Origin of the sequence: Peribacillus sp. Hz7, assembly GCF_042136355.1 — a bacterium.
Lineage (GTDB): Bacteria > Bacillota > Bacilli > Bacillales > DSM-1321 > Peribacillus > Peribacillus asahii_A.
This window is the reverse complement of the sequence record NZ_JBHHJV010000008.1, coordinates 74,352-92,583: the sequence shown is the minus strand read 5'-3', so window position 1 is coordinate 92,583 and position 18,232 is coordinate 74,352. Positions and strand designations below refer to the sequence as shown.

The following is an 18,232-nucleotide window of genomic DNA, read 5'->3' as shown; positions in this document are numbered from 1 at the left end:
GACACAATCCGAATGCCCAAGTGTTTCTCAAACCTTTTAAATATTGATTAATTAGGAGGGAATACCATGTCACAAAATAATAACCCAAATCCTTATGGAATGTATCCTTATGGCAGTCCTTACCTGCCTTTTGAAAGTCCAGATGCTGCGTATAGACAAGGGGAAGGATTTCAACAAGGGTATACGCCACAGCAGCAAATGTCTTTTCCACAACAGCAGGCACCTTATCCACAGCAACAACAGCAACAAGCGCCTTATCCACAACAACAACAACAAGCAGGTTCACAAGTTCCCTTACCAACAGGCCAGCCTCCAGGAGGACCTGAAGTCCCTGGTATGCTCCCTGTCGAACAATCTTATATTGAAAACATTCTCCGCTTAAATAAAGGAAAGCTTGCCACCGTTTATGCAACTTTTGAGAATAACAAAGAATGGAATGCAAAGGTATTCAAAGGGATTATTGAAGCGGCTGGACGTGACCATCTCATTCTTAGTGATCCACAAAGTGGAAAACGTTACTTAATTCCAATGGTATACTTAGACTACATTACATTTGATGAAGAAATTGAATATGAATATCCATTTTCAGGTGGTCCTAATTTATCCTCCTTCCCACCGAGATAAAAAAAGCTGGTGAAAGGCATAAACCTTTCACCAGCTTTTTGATTTTTACAATTTATAAACCGCAATAATCATAAGAACCCACGCTGCCAAGAAAGCTACTCCACCAATTGGCGTAATGGCACCTAATATCTTAATTTGCGTCACAGATAAAACATATAAACTTCCTGAAAAAATAATAATCCCCGCAAACATCAGCCAGCCAGACCAATTAATAAGAGAACCCGGAACCTTTCCAGCAAGTAAACCGATGACTAATAAACCACCTGCATGAAACATTTGATATTGAACAGCTTTTTCCCATGTGTTCAAATATTTATCCGGAATTTTCCCTTCTAAGCCATGTGCTCCAAATGCTCCTAAAGCGACCGCTAGAAATGCATTAATCGCTCCTAAAATAATAAACAGCTTCATCGTATTCTCTCCTCTATGTTTAAAAATCCAATAACGAACTGCCGTTAGCCCCTTCTGTCTTTACTCGCTCTGTTATAGGGACTGTTGTTGTATGTTGCATAGGCTGCATAGTCGTCATCTGCTTCACGGGTTGACTTATATGCAGTGAAGAAGTTGGCGGCTGCTCATTCACCATCACCTCACACAGTGCTTGTACAGCCATTATGTATCCTTTTAATGCGTCTTCAGAGTCCGCCTGCTTTGCTCTTGCAACAAGCTCCTCCATCTTTTCTAATACTTGCTTCGATGAGATTTGCAATTCTATTCACCTCGCCTATCGGTCTTATTTAGCATATCAAAAATTCCCCTTCAACAGAAACAATGTGCACGTTAGATTTTTCCCTTCTTTCGCTTATCTTCAAATTTTAGACATACTTCTCCTGACGAGCGAAAGACATCCAGAGATGGTAAGTTTGGTGTTTTAAATTGAAAAGCGCGACACCCCTTTGGAAATTTCATGTCCCATGTAACAAAATAATGCTTACATGCTATACAATTTATCCGTTTCATCAACCGGCTCCTCCCTTCCCTTTACCGATTTGAAATTTGCCAATCGATTTCTTGCATACCCCATTGCTTTAAATAGGCGTTTGTCTCCGAAAAAGGCTTGCTCCCAAAGAATCCTCGATTAGCCGAGAGCGGACTTGGGTGTGGAGCTGTTAAAACTTTATGACGAGCTGTATCAATTAGAGACATTTTACTTTGAGCTGGTTTTCCCCATAGAATAAACACCATCGGCTTTTCTCGTTCATTCAACAAACGAATAACTTCCGTCGTAAATGTCTCCCATCCCTTCCGACGGTGAGAATTCGCCTCTCCTTCTCGTACAGTTAAAACGGTATTTAGCAGCAGCACCCCTTGCTTAGCCCATTCAATCAGATAACCGTTATTCGGAATGGAACAGCCTATATCTTGATGCAACTCCTTATAGATATTCTTTAAAGATGGCGGAACCTTCACTTCAGGTTGAACGGAAAAGCTTAAACCATGCGCTTGATTTGGACCATGATACGGGTCTTGGCCGAGAATAACAACTTTCACCTCTTCATAAGGAGTTAATTGAAGAGCTTGATAAATGTTCTCAGCCTTCGGATATACATGATGCTGCTCATATTCTTGCTCCAAGAAACGTTGGAGCTCCATATAATATGGTTTTCTAAATTCCTTTTCTAAAAGAACTTGCCAATCTTTTGCTAACACGTGGTTTATCATTTTTACCCTCCTTCTTATCTCTCAGTATTACCTATCATTATAAGCAAAAACAAAGGTCTTCTTCATTTTACAGAATGGAAATAATGGTATATTCTAAAACAAGGATATTGGATATAATATTATACAGATTTTAATTCTCCTAAGGGGGTCACACAATATGACTATGAAAAAAGCAATGACAGTAGCTGGATCAGACTCTAGCGGCGGCGCAGGTCTCCAAGCTGATTTAAAAACATTCCAAGAATTCGGTATTTACGGAATGTCTGCATTAACAACGATTGTAACAATGGATCCAAAAAAAGGTTGGGCACATAACGTTTTCCCAACACCTGTCGACGTACTAGAAGCACAAATGGAAACAATCTTGTCTGTTGGCATTGATGCAATGAAAACAGGTATGCTTGGTTCAGTAGAAATCATTGAACTCGTTGCTCGAAAAATAGACGAGCTAAAATTAGATAGAGTCGTAATTGACCCTGTTATGGTATGTAAAGGAGAAGATGAAGTACTTCACCCTGAAACGGCTGTTGCTCTTCGCGATGTGCTTGTACCACGAGCAACTGTTGTAACACCAAATCTTTTTGAAGCGGCACAACTAGCTGGCACAGCACCAATTAAAACAATTGACGACATGAAACAAGCAGCAGAAAAAATTCACGCGCTTGGTGCAAAATATGTCCTAATTAAAGGTGGAAACAAATTAGATCACGATAAAGCAATCGATCTTTTATTCGATGGCAAAGAGTTTGAAATTTTAGAATCTGAAAAAATTGAAACAACAAATACACATGGAGCTGGCTGCTCATCTTCAGCAGCAATCGCAGCTCAACTTGCAGAAGGAAAATCAGTAAAAGAAGCAATTTATACGGCAAAAGACTTCATTACTGAAGCTGTACGTCATTCTTGGAAAATGAATGAATATGTAGGTCCAGTTAATCACGGAGCTTATCATAAATATGGCACGCCAAACAAAGTAACTCAATAATAAATTTGAATCATCATAAAAGGCTTGCTCCAACATATAGAGCGGCCTTTTCACTTTCATATATAAGGGGGGAAAATCAATGAAATCTATTGATTTAAAAGAAGTACAAGCCGTCATTGACTCCTTTGCTAAGCAAGATGTTTATCTTCATTTAGAAACAACAAATGGAGCATATGCCAGCCATCATGATGAAGCGTTCTTCTCAGCAGGTGCCTATATTAGAAATGCCCTTGTTCAATATGAACATGGAAAAATCATTGGTGAAGGACCATACCGAGTTGGCTTAAAACTTTCTATCGGCTGGATTTACGCAGAAGGTTTAACTCATTTTGAGGTGGATCAATCAGGTAGATTATTATTAGCTGGACTTGATTATACAGGCAAGCTAGCTGTTGCCTTACAGCTTAGTTACAGCCCTTTTGAATAAGGAATGAAAGGAGAGATCATGTTGGAAAAGGAAAAACATATTTTAGTCGTATTCCCGCACCCTGATGACGAATCATTTGCTGTTGCCGGGACACTTGCTCTACACATTCAAGCTGGGACACCTGTTACATATATGTGTTTAACGTTAGGTGAAATGGGACGCAACCTTGGCAACCCGCCATTTGCAACGAGAGAATCCCTTCCCGTTATTCGTAAGCAAGAGCTCCTTGATGCTGCTAAAGCCGTCGGGATTCAGGATTTACGAATGATGGGACTGCGCGATAAAACCATTGAATTCGAAGATGATGAAAAGTTAACAAACATGATTGCAAAAGCTATCGATGAACTTCACCCTTCGTTAGTTATTACATTCTATCCAGGTTACAGCGTGCATCCTGACCATGAAGCAACAGGAAGAGCCGTTGTACGAGCTGTTGCAAGAATGCCGGAAGCTGAACGTCCAAAGCTCCATTGTGTAGCTTTTTCAAACAACTGCCTAGATGAATTAGGAAATCCAGATATTGTGCACGATATTCGTTCTGTTCAAAATAAAAAACTAGCTGCCATGAAAGCACATCGTTCTCAAACAGAGGCACTTCTAGCAAATTGGGAAGAACAAGTCGCCAACAAAGAGGTAGAATTCATTTCCCAACTTCAAGAAGAACGTATGTGGACATACAAATTTTAGGACAACCCACTATTAGTGGGTTGTCTTTATTTACTACTTTCCTTTAAGTTTCTCTGTAAGCTTCTTAAAGTTCGCCTTGTTACTTCACGATCAGCTTCAGGAATATCCTTCATAATATTTTGTTCAAATTTATCGACTATTTTTTTACCTTCCTCATATGTATGCATGCCTAAATCCGTCAACTGAATGCGGCGTTCCCTCTTGTCTTTCCCCGGAATTTGTTCAATGAATCCTCTCTCTTCTAAGCGATTAACAGTTCTTGTTATAGTTGGTTTTTCCACATTCAAATAAGTGCTAATTTCAACAAGAGTTGCTGTACCAAACTCATGTAAATAATAAATAATTGACCATTGAGCTTGATGCAAATCTATTTTAGAAAGATGTTCATTTAATTTCTTCGTAAAGAATCGAGATACTTGTAGATAATGATGAAAAAACTTATTATAAAAAGGCATTTGCCCTACCTCCAGATATATAGTTACCTACTATTTTCGCATTAGAAAATTGGCCTTTGACTCCATTTTCAGACAAAGGCCTAGTTACCACATTATACTATCCTCATCAATTTGTCAGCTATCTCAACTACCTACAACGTACATTTTTCAATCGAAAAAAACGCCTGTAATATGATTACAGGCGGAGAAAAGGGGGAATACTTTTGGAAAAATTCAATTACATCAATAGTATGTCCTTTATGATATCTTTTATACTCTTTTTAAAAATTTTCAGCATGTAACGGTTTGCCTGTTCGGTTCGATGCTTTTTTTCCATGAACGAGGTAATACACAATAATACAAGCAAAGGCAGCAATTGACATCGTTACATATAAACCCCGGAATCCTATATAAGGAATCACAAAGCCTAACAGGAATGGACCAACCCCAATCCCTAGATCCGTAAACAGAAAATAAGTGGATGTCGCTAACCCTATTCGATGAGACGGAGCTTCTTTCACCACAATCGCTTGAGTACTTGATTGATAGGTTCCATAGCCAACCCCAATAATCGCACCAGCAATCAATAACATCGCACCTATATGAGCCTGACTCAATATAAGCAATCCGATTGCAAATAATAGAATGGATGGATAAATGATTCTATTTTCTCCATATTTATCAAACCACTGCCCTGTAAATGGACGTGATACTAACAAGAAGATGGCAAACATCACAAAGAAAAAGCTAGCTGCACTTACTAAATGAATTTCCTGTGCGTAACTTGTTAAAAACGATAAAACACTCGAATAAATAAACCCAATCAACGCTACTAATATTGAAATGGGAACGGCACTTTTCTCGAAGAAATCGCTCCATTTCATCCCTTTTTTCGTTGTTCCTTCTGTAAACTCCATTGAAGGGATACGAATAAATACCGTCGCCAATAATCCCGCAATCGAGAAAATAATCGTAGCTACAAATACGAATGTATAGCTTAAATATTGAGTAATCATTAACCCGATAAACGGCCCAATAGCCATCGCGATATTCATACTCATCGAGAAATAACCCGTTCCTTCACCACGTCTTTCTGCTGGAATAATTCCCGCAGCAATCGTTGCTGTAGCCGTTGTTGCGATACCAAAGGCCATTCCATGAATAATACGGTTCAAGAATAAAAAAGCTAAACTATTTGTAAAAAAATAAAGCATACAAGCAATCATAAATAGAGCAAGTGAAATGATTAACATCTTCTTCTGACCGATGCGATTAATTGTCTTTCCGGCAATCGGACGAACGAGAACAGCTCCAAGTACAAAGATACTAGCAGCAAGCCCCGCTTGACTCGGGGAAGTATGGAATTGATCAATTGTATAAGCGGTCAATGTAACCATTAATAAATAAAACGTTAAAAAAATAAAAAAGTTTGTCGACGAAAGGATAATGAAATCTTTCGTCCACAATTTCGGTTTGTGACTCATAAATTTACTATGCCCTCTCTTCCTTTTACATAATTAAATAATATACTAAGTTCATCCGATAAATAGTTACCTAGGTAACTATACTCCTGTTTTTTGTAATTGTCTAGTGGCAATTAACCATAACTTAATGAAAAATGCCGTACTCTATAAAAGAATACGGCATTCTCTATTAATGTAAAATCGATTTACTTGTATTTCCTTTTGCTAAATCGAGGATATCCGTTTCCATATCTTTTTGAATATCATCAATAATTGTAAAATCAATCGCTCTTTGATAAATCTTTTCTATCTCATCGTGCAGCTTCTTGGCTTCAGCTAAACTAGCTGTTCCATCATTCATCTTTGCACGATATCTAGCTGAAACATCTTTAATTTGGTCACTATAAATTTCGTCCGTTCCAGGTAAAATAGCGACCTTATATAAATCGATAATTTCATCGCCTGCACGACTTGGAAAATATTCATGAGGAGCTGTACTATCAAAAATCGCCATCCCAAGCTCCCGAACAATCACCATATCCAAACTATTTGGATCAAATCCACAATGATAGATTTCAACATCAAATCCTCTATTCTCCGCCGTCGTGGCAAGCTTTTTCAACAACGTCGATTTTCCCGAACCTGGTCTTCCTTTTAAGAAATAACGTTTCGGCAAACCTTCCGTTAAGTTAGGAACATAGTCCACAGCGCCAATCGGTGTAGCAGCTCCTAGAAAACGATGCCGGACATCTGCCTTTTTATTCAAGAAAATATCGCCGAAGAACTTTGTTTTTAATTTCCCTGTTAATGCATTTAACTTTTCAAAATCCATATTAGCAATATATATTTCTTCCCATTCATCATGAACGGCCAGCGCTTCAGCATAATGTTTGTAAGCCCTCTCATAAGCTTCCTGCCGTTCTTTCATTAAACGAAGAATATCCGCTTTTTCCGCAACTAACTGCTGTGAATTCCATGCATGACCTAAGTTCACATACTCTTCAATAGCCCCCGGTGCTTTCGGTTCTACAACATGCGGCTCTGTTCCATCCACAATCCCTATTTTTAAAGCCGGAAAAATAACACCATCAATCGAATCTGGATCAGAAGAACAGTGGATATATTCTACATCATAGCCTTTTTCTAGCCATTCATTCGCCAATTTTTTCATTAGCGTTGATTTCCCCATCCCTGGGCCGCCTTTTAAAATAAAAATCTTCTCTAACTCAGCGAAATTAGATTCGTATAAGCTGAAATAGCCTCGTGCTGTATTTCCCCCGGCAAAGTAATGCAATGCTTTTCCTGTCACCTTGAACACACTCTCCTCTTTGAACAAATGTGTTTCTTCGGGATAGAGTATGCGAAAAAGAGTAAATGGGTGAGTGCCTACTCCCTAAAAATTCTGTTGAGCAATATTGTGAATAGAAAAGAAGTCTTGGTAGTCCATGTTTAATAGATTTTTTCATAAGACCTCAATGTGAGAAATTCTGACAAAAAAGCAAATAAATTAACATAATCTAATTTCTATGAACAAAAAATACGTAAGATTATCTTACAAAAAAACATAATAATGTAAATTATTGGTATATTATGAACTCATCCAAAAGAAAAGAGGGTGAGTAAATCATGGAAAGTAAGCAAGATAAAAGTATGACAAGGAGAGATTTTCTCGATCAAGTTGGTAAAGTCGGCGGGGCAGTTGCAGTGTGGGGTGCGATGGAATCTTTAGGTCTATTAGGTAATCCCTTAATGGCAAGTGCAAAAGATTTCGACGCTCCGAAGAAAAGTGATTTAGCGATGGCAAATAAAAACGGTAAAAAAGTTATCATTTTAGGAGCAGGTATTGCGGGAATGGCCGCAGCTTATGAATTAGGAAAAGCCGGTTATGATTGCAAAATACTTGAAGCAAGAAATCGTACTGGGGGCCGAAACTGGACAGTAAGAGGAGGAACTACACAAACAGAAATTAATGGGATAAAGCAAACAGCTAAATTTGATAAGGGACAATACATGAATGCTGGGCCTGCCCGTATTCCACAAAATCATGTAACAATGGATTATTGTAAGGAGCTAGGTGTCAAGCTTGAAGTATTCGCTAATTCAAATGAATTCTCATACTACTATCAGGAAAATGCCGGGTCTCTTTCCAATCAAAAAATACGAAAGGGTACGGTAAAAGCTGATACTCGAGGCTATGTAGCGGAATTATTAGCAAAAGTTGCTGATAAAGCAGCGCTAGATGCCCCTCTTTCAAAAGATGATATTGATAGATTAAAAGATTATCTAATAAGAGAAGGTGATTTATCTGCAGATTTTACATACAACGGGTCAAGTCGTCGTGGATATAAGGAATTGCCTGGTGGAGGTCTTCAACCTGGCACAATAGATAAACCATATAACTTTAGCGATCTTCTTCAATCAGGAATGATGAATAGTATTAGCGGAGACTATAGCTTTACTCAACAGCCTATGATGTTCCAACCGGTTGGAGGAATGGACCAAATTCCAAAGGCCCTTGAAAAACGATTACCAGGAATCATAACATTCGGAGCCGAAGTTCAAGAGATTAGACAATCAGCCAATGGAGTTCGGATTGTATACAAAACAAAGTCGAATGGAAAAACAAAAGAAATAACAGGGGATTATTGCATTTGTACAATCCCGCTATCCGTATTGAAAAATATCCCGGCTGATTTTACAGCACCAATGAAAAATGCTATTAAAAGTATAAATTATGCAACAACCGGAAAAATTGGTTTTCAATTTAAAAATAGATTCTGGGAGCAAGATGATCGTATTCTTGGTGGAATTACAACAACGAATATGGATATTTCGCAAATTTGGTATCCATCTCATGACTATTTAACACAAAAAGGTGTGTTAATTGGCTATTATAATTTTGGGAAAAGTGCAGTAGATTATGGAAATCTATCTCTTTCACAGAGACAAGCTCGTGCTCTATCTCAAGGAGGAAAAATCCACCCTCAATATGCCAAGGAATTTGAAAATTCCTTCTCTGTTGCATGGCACAAAATTAAATATAATGAAGGCGGATGGGCTGAGTACTCCGCATCTGACCGTAAAAACTACTACCCTATTTTAAATGAACCGCAGGGTCGAATCCACCTTGCTGGTGAACATCTTAGTTATTTAACTGGATGGATGGCAGGGTCATTTGAGTCAGCAAGAATTGTCGTTAGTAGAATTCATAAAGACGTTTTAAAAGAAAGCAAGGTTAATTCTAAAGTAGGATAAAAAGCAAATTAAATTGAGTTAATTTTTCATCTTTACAGATAAAAGGAGATGATTTCATGAAAAAATCTATTAAATCAATAATTGCTACTACAGTACTTGGGACAAGTTTAATCACGGGAATCTCTTTGGCTTCTGCAGGTAGTGAAAAGTCAGAACTGAAATCAAATAAAATAGCCTTTTTTGGGTCCCCAACTTCTTCAATTTCTAGTTCCGTTTCTGTACCCCAAAATTATAATCGGTTATCGTTTAGTGGAACAGTCCCTCCCCTTTTAAATAAAGATGGAAAGACGACTTATGAAAGATATGGTGATACAGAAACTCAAGCAATTGGAATTTTAAAGACTTTAGAAGCAGATCTTAAAGCAAAAGGCCTCTCTATGTCAGATATAACATATTTAAGAGTGTATCTTACACCTGATCCAAACAAAGGGAATAAACAAGACTATCAAGGATGGTTTAATGCTTATGCCAAGTTCTTTAATACAAAAGAAAATCCAGTTAAGACAGCTCGTTCCACTGTCGGCGTCGATAGCTTAGTAAACTCAGATTGGCTAATTGAGATTGAAGCAGAAGTAGCATATAAAAATAAAAACAAGTAATTAGTGATTACTTGATAGGAGTGGATAGCATTGTTACAAAATATCGGTGTTCCAGGCTTGATTTTAATTCTAATTATTGCACTTGTCATCTTCGGACCTTCTAAATTACCTGAAATCGGACGAGCCTTTGGACGTACTTTATCTGAATTCAAAACTGCGACTAAGGGGTTAGTATCGGATGAGGATAAAGAGGAAGTGAAAAAACCTGATTTAACAGCTATCGAAAAGAAACAGGATAAATCGATAGTTTCATAATCAATATGTAGGCGGGGCAACTCGTCTATTTCTTTTTTTGATAATAGGAGGCATCTGTCATGGAAAACAAGGATCTACATCTCATTGAACATTTAGAGGAACTTCGCCAACGAATTATCAAAATTTTATTAGCATTCAGTATCTTTTTCGTTGGTGCGTTTATTTTTGTCCAGGATATTTATCATTGGCTAATTAGAGATCTTGATGGAAAATTGGCCGTCCTAGGGCCAAGTGATATTTTATGGGTATATATGATGCTCTCAGGTGTATTTGCCATCGCAGCGACGATTCCAGTAGTTGCATATCAAACATGGAAGTTTATAGCTCCTGCACTGACAAAAGATGAGAGTAAAGTCACTTTAAGGTTCATCCCGGGATTATTCATTTTGTTTATTATCGGAATCTCCTTTGGATATTTTGTGTTGTTTCCAATTGTGTTAGGGTTTTTAATGAAGATGTCCGCGGGGCAGTTTGAAACGATGTTTACGGCAGATAAATACTTCGGGTTCATGATTAACTTGAGTTTACCATTCGGTTTTCTATTTGAAATGCCGTTAGTGGTAATGTTTTTAACAAGACTTGGAATTCTCAATCCAATGAGGTTGGCTAAAGCAAGGAAACTCTCCTATTTTGTTCTCGTCGTCGTGTCCATCCTAATTACGCCACCCGATTTTATCTCAGATATCCTGGTCATTGTTCCTTTATTGCTTCTTTACGAATTGAGTGTCTCCATTTCCAAGATTGTTTATAAGAAGAGACTTGCAACCATGGAACCTAACCTTGAAGCTTCATAACTAAGGTTGCCTGTTCCGCAACTGAGATATAATATTTTTCGTAATTGAGGCACGCAGAAAGCGGGTCACATAGACGAAGCCGCAAGACGTGGCGTTCTTCGTCTATGTACTTACAAGCCTTTCCCGCAAAAGTAAAGTTCGTTTACTAATCAATTATTTCGTTAATGCTTCAACTTTCGCCTCGGTCGCAGCGAGTAAATTTTCAACAGTTAGTTCAATTTGCGTACCAATTTTGCCACCGCTGACGATAATGGTATCTAGATTTTTGGCACTCGCATCCACAAAGGTTGGATATAGCTTCTTCATCCCAATTGGAGAGCAGCCGCCGCGGATATAGCCAGTCCATTTTAAAAGGTCTTTGACATGAAGCATTTCAATCTTCTTCTCGCCCGCTGCTTTAGCTGCTTTTTTCAAATCTAGTTCTTCTCCTACTGGAATGACAAAGACATATACATGCTGCGGGGCACCATGAGCGACTAACGTTTTAAACACTGACTCAGGGCTTTTGCCAATTTTCTCAGCAACCGATAAGCCGTCAATTTTACCATCTTGATTGTCGTATCCCATCATCTGATAGTCGATTTTCTTTGCATCAAGAAGACGCATCGCATTTGTTTTACTAGCCATAGAAAACAAGAACTCCTTTAATCTAAACGCTTATTCTGTCTCGCGTTCCTTTCTTTTTCCGCCGCGGAATACATTCGCACTACGCGCATATTCTACATCGCTCACACCTAAACGGAAGTTAATAACACGGGCAACTGCAAATAGATAATCTGATAAGCGATTTAAATATTGAAGTGCTAAAGGAGACACGGCAGCTCCCGTTTTCACAAGGGCAACAACTAATCGTTCTGCACGACGAGTCACTGTACGAGCAAGGTGAATTGTTGCCGCTGCCTTTGATCCTCCTGGCAGAATAAATCGCTCTAATGCTGGAGCTTCTACGATAAATGCATCAATTCTCTCTTCTAAATATGTAATCGCTTCATCCGTTAATTTTTTCGGTGCTTTTTCAGAAATGGTTGCTAGGTCGCCGCCACAGTCAAATAGCTCATGTTGAATTTTTTCAAGATCTGCTAATACATCAGCGAAAATAGCAGGGTCTAACTCCGTCACCGCAAGCCCAATATAACTATTCACTTCGTCAACTGTACCATAAGACTCCACTCGAATATCGTCTTTATCTAAACGACCGCCAATCACACTTGTTTGTCCTTTATCACCTGTACGTGTGTAAATCTTCATAAAAAAATTCCTCCTCTACTTTACTTGTTGAGCTATTCCATACCAAATGATATCGACACGGCTAGAAGCAGCAGCTATATCTTGAAAAACCCAGCCGGAAGCATCGCGCCAAGTTCGATCATACGCTTCAATGGGGACAATCCCTTTTGTAATATCCGCTCCAATGATAATACAACAACGCGTGTTTTTCTCCTCTTCCCATATTCGCCATCGTTTGATGATTTCCTGCCATTTCATGCGAATTGCCGTTGCCGTTTGCTGTTGTACTTCGTTTCGAAGCCACATCTCGACTCCTTGCAATACAACAAAATCTTCATCGAAATCAAAGGGAAGTGCTTCACCTCGATAAGCAGATATCCATTGCACCGGTGCCTCCTCAGAGTAATAGTTTCTTACCCATTTTGCTTTTCCATTATAGGCACCACCCGTAACGAAGTGCATCGCTCTCCCCTCCTCCATGCTTCTTTATCATTCCAAAATAATTCATAACCGCCCGCATGCGGAATTTGCCAATCCCAAAATGACTTTTCTTCAGGAGCATAACGGGTTAACAATTCGCGAACAACGCCGCCATGTGTCATAATCACGATATTCTCTACTTTTCCAATGTTAAGATTTCGCCAACCTTCCCTGATTCTTTCCGAAAAAACAGGGTAACTTTCTCCCTCTGGAACATCCGCTTTCATCGGGTTTTCCAACCAAGTTTGATAGTATGAATCTTCCTTCAATTGTTCATACGTTTTTCCTTCCCAAAGCCCCCAATTCATTTCACGAAAAGCGGAGTCTGATATAATAGAGGCAGTCGGAAATAGAAGCTGTGCAGTTGTTACACAACGAGGCAAATCGCTGGAAATGACATGTTCATATGTATCAAAACAGCCGGCTAGTGCCTGAATGTCTGCCTTGCCGCCTTCACTCAAAGGAGAATCTGTCCAACCGAGATAGGCCTTTCGCTCGTTAGCCTCTGTTAGCCCGTGACGAAGTAATGTAATAGCCATAGAATGAACCATAACCATAATTCCACTCCTTCCACTGATGCACCTAATACATCCCCAGTGATTCCGCCATACCATTGCACAATTTTCTTCTTAAGAAATAGCAAAAATAAACCGGTTGCTATCATAAGAATCATTAATAAAATACCGAGTTTCGTTCCTAATACAAAGGCTATTACAGCACTTGCCAGTAAATATAACCAATAAACGTACAGACTATTTTTGCGGGCAGCACTTTGAAAAAAAGCCCCTAGGCCTTCTTGTTTAGCCAGCGGCATTTTACAAAGCAAATAGCCCATCACACACTTGCTTAAAAACGGCATAATAATGATGAGAAAATAACTCCAAATCGTTAGGCGGTCAACAATCTCATAAATAAATAAGAAACGCATAGCGAGCAGCACAATAACCGAAATGACACCGAAAGCACCTGTACGCGAATCTTTCATAATCTCTAAACGTCGTTCTTTATCCTGATAGGAAAAAAACGCATCGCTCGTATCAATCCAGCCGTCCAGATGCAGACCACCGGTTAACACAATCGTTAATAACCAAAGAACAAAAGCGATTGAAAGCGTTGAAAACGGAGTCCATTCAACCATTGCATATAAAACAGCTCCCATCACCAGGCCGAGTAACACCCCTACTAAAGGAAATGTTTGAATTGCGCGATGGATAAATGGTTTCTCCATTGGCAGTGCTTTTTTCAGCGGAATAACCGTAAAAAATTGCAGGTTGATTAGAAACCCAATCATTGCACTCATATTCGTGTGCCTCCTTTTTTCATGACCGGTATCCCCCATTCAACCATGTACGCTGCATCAGCACGTTCTACAATGCCTTGATGAAGCAAGCCTAACATTTTCGCATATGTATGCAAAAATTCGTTGTGGAAAATTGGTTCTTGAATCACTTCATTGCTTACAATAATCAAACAAGCAGCATGACGCTGAATTTCTTCAATACCCTTCATAATTTTTATGAAAGTCTCTTCTAAAAACTCCGCTTCAAGCGGCTTTTGCGGTGTAAATAATTCATTATCCACAAGCGTTGTTAAACAATCTAATAAAACGACAGAATCTTGATTGATTCCCTCTACTATTCTCTCAATATCAGTAGGTAATTCCCATGTTTTCCATGGAATCGGACTGTTCTCACGATCCTCTTGATGTCTATTTACACGCTCTGCCATTTCAGCATCAAATACTCGTCCGCATGCCAAATAATGAAGAGCGGCATGTTGCTCTATAGCCCATTCCTGCGCAGTTTGTTCGGCAAAGCGGCTCTTTCCACTTCTGACGCCACCTGTTATAAAGTAGAGTGCTGCTTTCGCCATTCACGTAATCCCTCCATCAATACTTCATTATCCCGTTTACTTTTAATCGCGAAACGAAGCCATCTCCCATCTAATCCTGGAAAATTATACGTGTGGCGCGGGATAATCCCCCGGCTTAATAAAAATTTCAACATCGCCGTTGAATCTTTAACTTTTGAATCTTTTAATAGGTAAAAGTTAATGGAACTATCAGAAACATCAAACTGATATTCTTCAAAAAACGAAAATAGTTTCTGTTTTTGCTCATGGATATACGCCCTTGCTTTCTCTACATATATCTCTTCAGCAAGACAGAGCTTCCCTGCCTCTAGTGCAATAGCATTAACACTCCAATGCGGTTTATACGGTTTTAATTGCTGAATCATTTCTGCATCTGCTAATAAATAGCCTAAACGTAAACCTGGAATGGCAAAAATTTTCGTTAACGAACGTAAAATCATAACATGCTTATATTGAGCAAGAAGTGGTGCATAGGTAAAAGAATCTTCTGTAAAATCATAAAATGCCTCATCAATGACAACCATACAGTTCGCTTGTTCACATTCCACAATGAGTTCACGAACCGATTCTCTCGCGAAGGAAATACCTGTAGGATTATTTGGTGTACATAAAAAAACAGCATCATTTTTTTGCAAATACGGACGCAATGACTCGATATGTAACTCCCAATTCGGTTCTTGCAGCTGATAAAAACTCACATCACAGCCCGCAGCGTAACAGCTTTCTGCATATTCAGCAAAAGCAGGCTGAATAATCAGCACCTTCTTGCCCGCTAACAAACGCGCAACAAGGGTAATCATTTCTGCACCGCCATTCCCAACCAGAATAGAATGTTCCGAAAGCTGCTCTTTATAAGCTAAAAGTTTTGTCAACTCCACAGCATGCGGATCTGGATAGTGAATTATGCTGTTAAACAGACGAGACCAATGCTCTTGTAAGCTAGAAGGAGGGCCTAGAGGATTAATGTTCGCGCTAAAGTCGACATAGGATGAAGGCATGTCCATTCCAAGCGCTTCATATAAGTAATGCGGATTAGCTCCATGAGTTGGTAATGCCATAATAAATCAAGCCCCCTAACCAAAGCAGTATTAAGAAAAGCACCGACGCGAAATGCATAATAGAGATTGTCTTACGAATATGAATGGCTTTTAATGGAACAAGAGGCTGCCCCATTTTTGCACGATAAGAAACCACGCCTTTATACACATTACGACCGCCCAATTGAATACCTAAAAGAGAAGCCACTGCCGCTTCTGTCCATCCGCTATTTGGACTTGGATGACGCTTTGCATCTGTCCATAATATCAACCAGCGCCTTTTCCACTGATGATAGCGTGACGGATAACCCAGCAACATTAAAAAACCTGTTAGTCGACTCGGTATCCAGTTCACAACATCATCTAACTTAGCAGATGCCCAGCCGAACTCTCCGTATTTATCATTGCGATAACCAACCATCGAATCGCATGTATTAATCGCTCGGTACACCATCGCTAGCGGAGCCCCGCCAATAAGAGCCCAAAATAAGGGAGCTGTAATACCGTCACTCGTATTTTCGGCGACTGTTTCAACCGTTCCGCGAACAATTTCACCTTCATCCAGCTGATCCGTATCACGACCAACAATATAAGAAAGCTTTAAACGAGCTTCTGACATATCTCCCTCTACAAGCGGACGAAATACGTCCATCCCTGCCTGACGAAGACTTTTTTGAGCAATCGTTGTGAAAATTAAAATCGCTTCCACAATGATTCCTGCAATCATATGTAATTGATAAGCCAAATAGGTAATCGCAACCGTTAATCCAAATGCTAGCAGCAAAACAATCACTAGCATGACCATGCCTTTTTGTTTCTTATAATGACCTGTATTTAACTTTTGATCTAATCGGCTAATAAGCGTCCCTATCCATTTGACTGGATGCGGCCACTTAGGAGGATCCCCAATCAATACATCGAGGAAAAACGCCAATGTAATAGCATATAGATGAGTTAGTATCATGTTCGCTTCACCCGCTCATTTCTTTCAATTGCTTCAACCGTACAATCGTATACACCTCGACTAATCAGCTTTCCGAGCGGCGTAATTGTACCCGCATATTGAAGCCTCTCTCCTCGCTGTGTAGCGGCGATTAATATACTATCTGTTGATGTTCCTGTTGCCCAGGTATTTGTAACTGGATCTTTCACGCCAAGTTCATGTAAGGCTTTTACTTTCGCTTCTGTTGCCGTGACAATGCTATGAATGAATGCTTCTTCAGCTACGTGACCGTTGATAAATATCCACGTATTAATCGTTCCTGGCCTTGGCGCATCTGAATGTTGATCAGCAAGCGAAGCATCAACTGCGTTCCCGACTCCCGCCGTCACAACGACAAAGATTGAGAAGTTTTCTCCCTGTAAAAACCGATAAGACACCGCTTCTAAAAAAACAGCTGTCATCATGCCAACTGTTTCACTCGGTTCAAATCCATAACTTCGTAAATAATCCGTCATTTCTTCTACATGATTCTCACAGCTATATGTATGAGACACATGACGATTCACAAATGCCTGATGCCATCCTGTTCCAGAACCGGTCACTCCTGAAGACATCGTTCGCAGTGGAATTGGGGCATGCAATTGAATCATTTCATCTGAAACCTTTAAATATTCCCCATTAATCACACACGATTCTTTCTCTGAATCATGCTGATCGGGGACAATAAACATTTGCGGTCTTGGAATCGCTGGGTGTGGGTGCTTTTCAATCTCTGTTCGATATACTTGCTGAATTCGTTCTTGCTTTAGCACCTCATTTGGAATGTCGTTTACCCTTACTTGGCCTTTTTCAAGCAGCATTAAACGATCACAATATAAACCAGCTAAATTTAAATCATGAAAAATAGCAATGACCGTTAGCTCATACTCCAGCGCCATCTTTTTCATTAAATCGAGCAACCCTTTTTGATAGGAAAGATCGAGATGATTCGTTGGTTCATCTAGAAATAAAATTTCTGGTTCTTGAGCAAGTGCTTGAGCTAACAATACACGTTGTCGTTCTCCCCCAGATAACTGTTCAAACTGATAATCGCTAAAATCAGCTACCCCTGTCTGTTCCATTACTTTCTGAACAACGGCTTCATCTTCGTCTGACCATGAATGAAATAGGCCTTTTTGATGGGCATATCGACCGAGTGAAACGGTTTCTTTCACCGTATAAGAAAACGCAAGCGAAGAATGCTGTGGTAAAACGGCAATCACTTGTGCTAATTGCTTTGCTGAATATTCCTTTAGACTTTTGCCTTTAATTTTAATTGTACCGGCTTCATAAGCTAACACGCCGCTTAACATGCTTAGAAGTGTTGTTTTTCCGCTTCCATTTGGGCCGAGTATTCCAAACAACTCCCCTTTATTTACCGTAAAAGAAACCGAATCTAAGACAGGGTGATTATAATACCCACCCGATAACCCCGTTACTTCAAGCATC

The 18,232-nt window shown here is 39.4% G+C and carries 23 protein-coding genes; 8 read left to right on the top strand and 15 right to left on the bottom strand.

The genetic code is table 11. The features are described from left to right. Positions 1 to 66 precede the first annotated feature (66 nt). A complete protein-coding gene (gene gerQ, locus ACE199_RS12890; RefSeq protein WP_375350137.1) occupies positions 67 to 624 on the top strand; it encodes a spore coat protein GerQ in 558 nt (185 codons plus the stop codon). 45 nt (positions 625 to 669) lie between these two features. Here the strand turns inward: gerQ and ACE199_RS12885 are convergent, their stop codons facing one another. From ACE199_RS12885 to ACE199_RS12875, 3 genes are all read right to left on the bottom strand, one after another. Next, on the bottom strand, positions 670 to 1,035 hold the full coding sequence (locus tag ACE199_RS12885) for a DUF423 domain-containing protein (RefSeq protein ID WP_375350136.1): 366 nt from the start codon (positions 1,033 to 1,035) through the stop codon (positions 670 to 672). A 19-nt stretch (positions 1,036 to 1,054) separates the two neighbouring features. Continuing rightward, on the bottom strand, positions 1,055 to 1,333 hold the full coding sequence (locus tag ACE199_RS12880; protein ID WP_375350135.1) for a YwdI family protein: 279 nt from the start codon (positions 1,331 to 1,333) through the stop codon (positions 1,055 to 1,057). A 272-nt stretch (positions 1,334 to 1,605) separates the two neighbouring features. Then, on the bottom strand, positions 1,606 to 2,286 hold the full coding sequence (locus tag ACE199_RS12875; RefSeq protein WP_375350134.1) for a uracil-DNA glycosylase: 681 nt from the start codon (positions 2,284 to 2,286) through the stop codon (positions 1,606 to 1,608). Between the two features lie 157 nt (positions 2,287 to 2,443). Between ACE199_RS12875 and pdxK the strand changes: the two genes are divergently transcribed. From pdxK to bshB2, 3 genes are all read left to right on the top strand, one after another. Then, positions 2,444 to 3,271 carry a pyridoxine/pyridoxal/pyridoxamine kinase gene (pdxK, locus tag ACE199_RS12870; RefSeq protein WP_180319805.1) on the top strand — a complete coding sequence of 276 codons (828 nt, stop codon included), beginning with the start codon at positions 2,444 to 2,446 and terminating at the stop codon, positions 3,269 to 3,271. Positions 3,272 to 3,350: 79 nt separating this feature from the next. Then, positions 3,351 to 3,698, top strand: a complete 348-nt coding sequence (locus ACE199_RS12865) for a YojF family protein (protein ID WP_375350133.1) — start codon at positions 3,351 to 3,353, stop codon at positions 3,696 to 3,698. Positions 3,699 to 3,716: 18 nt separating this feature from the next. Further along, positions 3,717 to 4,385 carry a bacillithiol biosynthesis deacetylase BshB2 gene (bshB2, locus tag ACE199_RS12860; RefSeq protein WP_375350131.1) on the top strand — a complete coding sequence of 223 codons (669 nt, stop codon included), beginning with the start codon at positions 3,717 to 3,719 and terminating at the stop codon, positions 4,383 to 4,385. A gap of 26 nt (positions 4,386 to 4,411) precedes the next feature. Here bshB2 and ACE199_RS12855 read toward each other — a convergent pair whose 3' ends face one another. From ACE199_RS12855 to ACE199_RS12845, 3 genes are all read right to left on the bottom strand, one after another. After that, positions 4,412 to 4,840 (bottom strand): MarR family winged helix-turn-helix transcriptional regulator, encoded by a 429-nt coding sequence (locus ACE199_RS12855; protein ID WP_375350130.1) that lies wholly within the window; start codon positions 4,838 to 4,840, stop codon positions 4,412 to 4,414. A gap of 260 nt (positions 4,841 to 5,100) precedes the next feature. Further along, positions 5,101 to 6,303, bottom strand: a complete 1,203-nt coding sequence (locus tag ACE199_RS12850) for an MFS transporter (protein ID WP_375350129.1) — start codon at positions 6,301 to 6,303, stop codon at positions 5,101 to 5,103. Positions 6,304 to 6,472: 169 nt separating this feature from the next. Then, entirely contained in the window at positions 6,473 to 7,591 is a 1,119-nt protein-coding gene (locus ACE199_RS12845; protein ID WP_375350127.1) for a PRK06851 family protein, read from the bottom strand. Positions 7,592 to 7,908: 317 nt separating this feature from the next. Here ACE199_RS12845 and ACE199_RS12840 point away from each other — a divergent pair, with 317 nt between their 5' ends. The 4 genes from ACE199_RS12840 to tatC are packed head-to-tail and all read left to right on the top strand — an operon-like array spanning position 7,909 to position 11,185. Then, positions 7,909 to 9,537, top strand: coding sequence for a flavin monoamine oxidase family protein (locus ACE199_RS12840; RefSeq protein WP_375350125.1), 1,629 nt, complete (start codon positions 7,909 to 7,911; stop codon positions 9,535 to 9,537). 56 nt (positions 9,538 to 9,593) lie between these two features. Further along, entirely contained in the window at positions 9,594 to 10,136 is a 543-nt protein-coding gene (locus ACE199_RS12835) for a RidA family protein (protein WP_375350124.1), read from the top strand. A 30-nt stretch (positions 10,137 to 10,166) separates the two neighbouring features. Beyond that, on the top strand, positions 10,167 to 10,391 hold the full coding sequence (locus ACE199_RS12830) for a twin-arginine translocase TatA/TatE family subunit (RefSeq protein WP_375350123.1): 225 nt from the start codon (positions 10,167 to 10,169) through the stop codon (positions 10,389 to 10,391). A gap of 59 nt (positions 10,392 to 10,450) precedes the next feature. Next, positions 10,451 to 11,185 carry a twin-arginine translocase subunit TatC gene (tatC, locus tag ACE199_RS12825; protein ID WP_375350122.1) on the top strand — a complete coding sequence of 245 codons (735 nt, stop codon included), beginning with the start codon at positions 10,451 to 10,453 and terminating at the stop codon, positions 11,183 to 11,185. Between the two features lie 153 nt (positions 11,186 to 11,338). Here tatC and ybaK read toward each other — a convergent pair whose 3' ends face one another. From ybaK to ACE199_RS12780, 9 genes are read right to left on the bottom strand one after another with little or no spacing between them, the layout of a single operon-like run. Then, positions 11,339 to 11,812 carry a Cys-tRNA(Pro) deacylase gene (gene ybaK, locus ACE199_RS12820; protein WP_375350121.1) on the bottom strand — a complete coding sequence of 158 codons (474 nt, stop codon included), beginning with the start codon at positions 11,810 to 11,812 and terminating at the stop codon, positions 11,339 to 11,341. Positions 11,813 to 11,842: 30 nt separating this feature from the next. After that, positions 11,843 to 12,433, bottom strand: coding sequence for a cob(I)yrinic acid a,c-diamide adenosyltransferase (locus ACE199_RS12815; protein WP_375350120.1), 591 nt, complete (start codon positions 12,431 to 12,433; stop codon positions 11,843 to 11,845). Positions 12,434 to 12,448: 15 nt separating this feature from the next. After that, on the bottom strand, positions 12,449 to 12,874 hold the full coding sequence (locus tag ACE199_RS12810) for a bifunctional adenosylcobinamide kinase/adenosylcobinamide-phosphate guanylyltransferase (protein WP_375350118.1): 426 nt from the start codon (positions 12,872 to 12,874) through the stop codon (positions 12,449 to 12,451). Next, the gene (locus ACE199_RS12805) at positions 12,826 to 13,449 is read right to left on the bottom strand and encodes a histidine phosphatase family protein (protein WP_375350117.1); all 624 of its coding nucleotides are present in this window, start codon (positions 13,447 to 13,449) and stop codon (positions 12,826 to 12,828) included. The genes ACE199_RS12810 and ACE199_RS12805 overlap by 49 nt, the downstream gene beginning before the upstream one ends. Beyond that, positions 13,401 to 14,192, bottom strand: a complete 792-nt coding sequence (cobS, locus tag ACE199_RS12800; RefSeq protein WP_375350116.1) for an adenosylcobinamide-GDP ribazoletransferase — start codon at positions 14,190 to 14,192, stop codon at positions 13,401 to 13,403. The genes ACE199_RS12805 and cobS overlap by 49 nt, the downstream gene beginning before the upstream one ends. Beyond that, positions 14,189 to 14,764, bottom strand: coding sequence for a bifunctional adenosylcobinamide kinase/adenosylcobinamide-phosphate guanylyltransferase (locus ACE199_RS12795; protein ID WP_375350115.1), 576 nt, complete (start codon positions 14,762 to 14,764; stop codon positions 14,189 to 14,191). Before ACE199_RS12795 ends, cobS begins: the two co-directional genes overlap by 4 nt. Further along, positions 14,737 to 15,822 (bottom strand): threonine-phosphate decarboxylase CobD, encoded by a 1,086-nt coding sequence (cobD, locus tag ACE199_RS12790; RefSeq protein ID WP_375350114.1) that lies wholly within the window; start codon positions 15,820 to 15,822, stop codon positions 14,737 to 14,739. The genes ACE199_RS12795 and cobD overlap by 28 nt, the downstream gene beginning before the upstream one ends. After that, positions 15,797 to 16,765: an adenosylcobinamide-phosphate synthase CbiB gene (gene cbiB, locus ACE199_RS12785; RefSeq protein ID WP_375350113.1), complete on the bottom strand. Its 969-nt coding sequence runs from the start codon at positions 16,763 to 16,765 to the stop codon at positions 15,797 to 15,799. The genes cobD and cbiB overlap by 26 nt, the downstream gene beginning before the upstream one ends. After that, positions 16,762 to 18,231: a heme ABC transporter ATP-binding protein gene (locus ACE199_RS12780; protein WP_375350112.1), complete on the bottom strand. Its 1,470-nt coding sequence runs from the start codon at positions 18,229 to 18,231 to the stop codon at positions 16,762 to 16,764. Before ACE199_RS12780 ends, cbiB begins: the two co-directional genes overlap by 4 nt. Position 18,232: the final 1 nt, after the last annotated feature.